Origin of the sequence: Roseomonas sp. 18066, from assembly GCF_902706185.1 — a bacterium.
GTDB lineage: Bacteria > Pseudomonadota > Alphaproteobacteria > Acetobacterales > Acetobacteraceae > Pseudoroseomonas.
On record NZ_CACSJM010000256.1, the window covers coordinates 1 to 4,683 of the forward strand.

Annotated in this window: 6 protein-coding genes; all 6 read left to right on the forward strand. The window is 69.1% G+C overall.

Annotated features, from left to right (window positions below; translation table 11 throughout):
• The coding region (locus GVN67_RS28095) for a 2-oxo acid dehydrogenase subunit E2 (RefSeq protein ID WP_235035589.1) at positions 1-746 on the forward strand (746 nt) is incomplete at its 5' end.
• Positions 747-748: 2 nt separating this feature from the next.
• Positions 749-1,225 (forward strand): GNAT family N-acetyltransferase, encoded by a 477-nt coding sequence (locus GVN67_RS28100; RefSeq protein ID WP_160000607.1) that lies wholly within the window; start codon positions 749-751, stop codon positions 1,223-1,225.
• Between the two features lie 90 nt (positions 1,226-1,315).
• Complete coding sequence (gene lpdA / locus GVN67_RS28105) at positions 1,316-2,713, forward strand: dihydrolipoyl dehydrogenase (protein ID WP_160000608.1); 1,398 nt, start codon at positions 1,316-1,318, stop codon at positions 2,711-2,713.
• 128 nt (positions 2,714-2,841) lie between these two features.
• The gene (lipA, locus tag GVN67_RS28110) at positions 2,842-3,930 is read left to right on the forward strand and encodes a lipoyl synthase (protein ID WP_235035591.1); all 1,089 of its coding nucleotides are present in this window, start codon (positions 2,842-2,844) and stop codon (positions 3,928-3,930) included.
• Entirely contained in the window at positions 3,930-4,397 is a 468-nt protein-coding gene (locus GVN67_RS28115; protein ID WP_160000609.1) for a type II toxin-antitoxin system RatA family toxin, read from the forward strand. The genes lipA and GVN67_RS28115 overlap by 1 nt, the downstream gene beginning before the upstream one ends.
• A gap of 61 nt (positions 4,398-4,458) precedes the next feature.
• A complete protein-coding gene (locus GVN67_RS28120; RefSeq protein ID WP_160000610.1) occupies positions 4,459-4,644 on the forward strand; it encodes a hypothetical protein in 186 nt (61 codons plus the stop codon).
• Positions 4,645-4,683 lie beyond the last annotated feature (39 nt).

Sequence of the window (4,683 nt, forward strand, 5' to 3'; positions counted from 1 at the left end):
CCCCTGCCCCGGCCGCCGCACCCAAGGCCCCGGCGCCCGCCATCACCGCCCCGCACACCGCGGTGCCCAACTCCTCCATGCGCAAGGTCATCGCCAAGCGCCTGGCCGAGAGCAAGGCGACGGTGCCGCATTTCTACGTCTCGATGGATATCGAGCTCGACGCGCTGCTGAAGCTGCGCGCCGACCTCAATGCCCGCGCGCCGAAGGACGGTCCGGGCGCCTTCAAGCTGTCGGTCAACGACCTGATCATCAAGGCCGCGGCCCGCGTCCTGCGCCAGTTCCCGAATGTCAACGCCAGCTGGACCGATGACGCCATCATCCAGTACCACGACGTCGACATCTCGGTGGCCGTCTCCATTCCCGACGGGCTGATCACCCCCATCGTGAAGAAGGCCGACCAGAAGGGCCTGGCCGCCATCAGCGCCGAGATGAAGGACCTGGCCGCCCGCGCCAAGTCCGGCAAGCTCAAGCTCGAGGAGTTCCAGGGCGGCAGCTTCAGCATCTCCAACATGGGGATGTTCGGCGTCACCAGCTTCTCGGCCATCATCAACCCGCCGCAGGGCGGCATCCTGGCCGTCGGCGCCGGGCAGCAGCGGGCGGTGGTCAAGGATGGCGCGCTGGCGGTGGCCACCGTCATGACCTGCACCCTGTCGGTCGACCACCGCGTCGTCGACGGCGCGCTGGCCGCCGAATGGATCGCCGCCTTCAAGAAGGTGGTCGAGGATCCGCTGAGCCTGATGCTCTGACCATGGCCGCCGGCTTCACGCTGCGCGAGGCCCGGCCGCGGGACGCCGAGGACGTCCTGCGGCTGGTCCAGGCCTTGGGCGACTACGAGAAGCTGGGCCATGAGGTCGTGGCCAGCGCGCAGGATTACTACGGCGCGCTGGCGACGAAGCGGATCAAGGGGCTGCTGGCCGAGGTCGAGGGCGAGGTCGTCGGCCTGGCCCTGTTCTACGAGACGTTTTCCACCTTCGCCGGCAAGCCGGGGCTCTGGGTCGAGGATGTCTTCGTCGAGCCCGGGCACCGGCGCCTGGGCATCGGCCGGGCGCTGTTCCAGGCGCTGGCCCGCAAGGCGCTGGAGACGGGCTGCGCCTGGATGGAATGGAACGTGCTCGACTGGAACGCGCCGGCGATCGCCTTCTACCGGCAGATCGGCGCGGTCGGGCGCGAGGACTGGACGGACCAGCGCCTCGCCGGTCCCGCGCTGCAGGCGCTGGCCGGCTGACACCCTGCATCCCCTGGCGCCCCATGCCCTGGCGCCGGTGGATCACCGAGATCATCTCACCGTGCACGGCGCGGACAGGAGAGCAAGACAATGGCCGAGCAGTTCGACCTGGTGGTGGTGGGCGGCGGCCCCGGCGGCTATGTCGCCGCCATTCGCGCCTCGCAGCTGAAGATGAAGGTCGCCCTCGTCGAGCGCGAGCATCTGGGCGGCATCTGCCTCAACTGGGGCTGCATCCCGACCAAGGCGCTGCTGCGCGCCTCCGAGATCAACCACCTGCTGCACAGCCTGGACCAGTACGGCTTCGCCGCCGACAATGTCCGCTATGACTTCGCCAAGGTGGTCAAGCGCTCCCGCCAGGTGGCCGGGCAGCTCTCGGCCGGCGTCAAGGGCCTGCTGAAGAAGCATAAAGTCACGGTCTTCGACGGCAGCGGCAAGCTGGCCGGCCCGGGCAAGCTCGCCGTCACGGCCAAGGACGGCAAGCCGGTGGCCGAGCTCGCCGCCAAGCACATCATCCTGGCCACCGGCGCCCGCGCCCGCGTCATCCCGGGCATCGAGCCGGACGGCAAGCTGATCTGGTCCTACCGCGAGGCGCTCCAGCCCGACATCATGCCGAAGAAGCTGATCGTCATCGGCTCCGGCGCGATCGGCAGCGAATTCGCCAGCTTCTTCCTCAACATGGGCGCCGAGGTCACGCTGATCGAGGCGATGGACCGCGTCCTGCCGGTCGAGGACGCCGAGGTCTCGGCCTTCGTCAAGAAGGCCTTCGAGAAGCAGAAGATGAAGGTGCTGCTCGGCGCCAAGGTGCAGGGCGTGCGCAAGACCGGCGACGGCGTCGCCGCCGTGGTCGAGGTCGACGGCAAGGTGCAGGAGATCGTGGCCGACCGGCTGATCTCGGCCGTCGGCATCGTCGGCAATGTCGAGAATCTGGGCCTCGAAGGCACCAAGGTGAAGGTCGAGCGCACCCATATCGTCACCGACGAGCTTGGCCGCACCGGCGAGCCCGGCGTCTATGCCATCGGCGACCTGACCGGCGCCCCCTGGCTGGCGCATAAGGCGAGCCATGAGGGCGTCGTGGTGGTCGAGGCCATCGCCGGGCTGCATCCGCATCCGATGGATGTCTCGAACATCCCGGGCTGCACCTATTGCCGCCCGCAGGTCGCCTCCGTCGGCCTGACGGAAGCGAAGGCGAAGGAGGCCGGCCACGAGGTCCGCGTCGGCCGCTTCCCCTTCATCGGCAATGGCAAGGCCATCGCCATGGGCGAGCCCGAGGGCTTCGTGAAGACGGTCTTCGACGCCAAGACCGGCGCCCTGCTCGGCGCCCATATGGTCGGGCCGGAAGTGACCGAGATGATCCAGGGCTACACCATCGCGCGCACGCTCGAGACCACCGAGGCCGAGCTGATGCACACCGTCTTCCCGCACCCGACGGTGTCGGAGGCGATGCATGAAAGCGTGCTCGACGCCTATGGCCGGGTGATCCACATCTGACCGGCCGACGCCGGGGGGGCCGCCCCCGGCGCCAATCCCACCGCGCGATGGCCCCTGGCCCCTCGCCAGGCGGGGCGGCTTCACCATATAGAGGCGATCGTGTCGGCGGTTCAGCCGGAGGAGCAGCCATGGCCACCCGTATTCTGATCGACCACCGGGCAGGCGGCGCCGTCTCGAATGCTTCGCGCCGCGATGACGGGCCGAGCAACCTGGCCGCCGCCCATCTCGCCGGGCATGGCGGGGAACATGGCGACCAGCCCCTGGCCCGCCCGACGCTGCGCCACCCCGAGAAGGCGCACCGGCCGGACAACCCGATCAAGCGCAAGCCGGACTGGATCCGGGTCAAGGCGCCGACCCACCCGATCTACCACGAGACGCGCAGCCTGATGCGCGACAACAAGCTGGTGACGGTCTGCGAGGAAGCGGCCTGCCCCAATATCGGCGAATGCTGGTCCCAGCGCCACGCCACCATGATGATCATGGGCGAGATCTGCACCCGCGCCTGCTCCTTCTGCAACATCACCACCGGCCTGCCGCGGGCGCTGGACGCCGACGAGCCGCGCCGCGTAGGCGATGCGGTGGCCAAGCTCGGGCTGCGCCATGTGGTGATCACCTCGGTCGACCGCGACGACCTCAAGGATGGCGGCGCCCGCCATTTCGCCGAGACCATCGCGGCGATCCGCCTGGCCGCGCCCGAGACCACCATCGAGATCCTGACCCCCGACTTCCTGCGCAAGGACGGCGCGCTGGAGGTGGTGGTCGCCGCCCGCCCCGACGTCTTCAACCACAATCTGGAGACGGCGCCGCGGCTCTATCCGTCGATCCGGCCCGGCGCGCGCTATTTCCACTCGCTGCGGCTGCTCGACCGGGTGAAGGCGCTCGACCCGTCGATCTTCACCAAGTCCGGCGTCATGGTCGGCCTGGGCGAGAGCCGCGGCGAGGTGCTGCAGGTGATGGACGACATGCGCAGCGCCGAGATCGACTTCCTGACCATCGGCCAGTACCTGCAGCCGACGGTCAAGCACGCGGCCGTCGACCGCTTCGTCGAGCCCGCCGAATTCGAGGACTATGCCCGCATGGCCCGCAGCAAGGGTTTCCTGCTGGTGTCCGCGACGCCGCTGACCCGCTCCTCCTACCACGCCGACCGGGACTTCGCGCAGCTGCGCGACGCCCGCAACGCCAGGCTGCAGACGAACCAGCAGGCCTTTGGCGCCTGATGCCGACCCATGCCGAGAAGCGCATCCTGCGCTACACGCCGGAGCAGATGTTCGCGCTGGTCGCCGATGTCCGCCGCTATCCGGAATTCCTGCCCTGGTGCGTCGGCGCCCGGGTCATCACCCAGACCGAGACCGAGCTGACCGCCGACCTGACCATCGGCTTCAAGATGTTCCGCGAGACCTTCCGCTCCCGCGTCATCCTCGACCGCCCGCATGAGGTCCGCGTCAGCTACGAGAACGGACCGTTCCGCTACCTGAACAACACCTGGAAGTTCATCCCCCTCGATGGCGGCACCGAGGTCGATTTCTTCGTCGACTTCGAGTTCCGCTCGGCGCTGCTCCAGGCGGTGATCGGCATGGTCTTCAACGAGGCCGTCCGCATGATGGTCCGCGCCTTCGAGCGCCGCGCCATGATGCTCTATGGCCGCACCGCCCGGCCGGGCGCCGCCGAGCCGGCGAAGGGTTGAGCCCGGCGGGACACGAGGGGGGCTGACGCCGGCCGGCAGGGCTGCCAGTCTGGCGCCAGTCATGATCCTGCGAATCTTCCTCTTCCTGATCGTCCTCGCGGCCTGGATCTGGCAGGCGCATCTGCCCGCCCCGATCCCGGCGATCCCTCCCGCGGCGCTGCTCGGCCTCGCCCTCCTGCTGGCCGCCTGGGCCGGCTGGAAAGCCTGGCGCAAGCTGCGCGGCGCGATCCGCGACATGGACGACTGAGCCCGAAAGGCCACCCCATGGTGCATGCCCCCGCCTCTT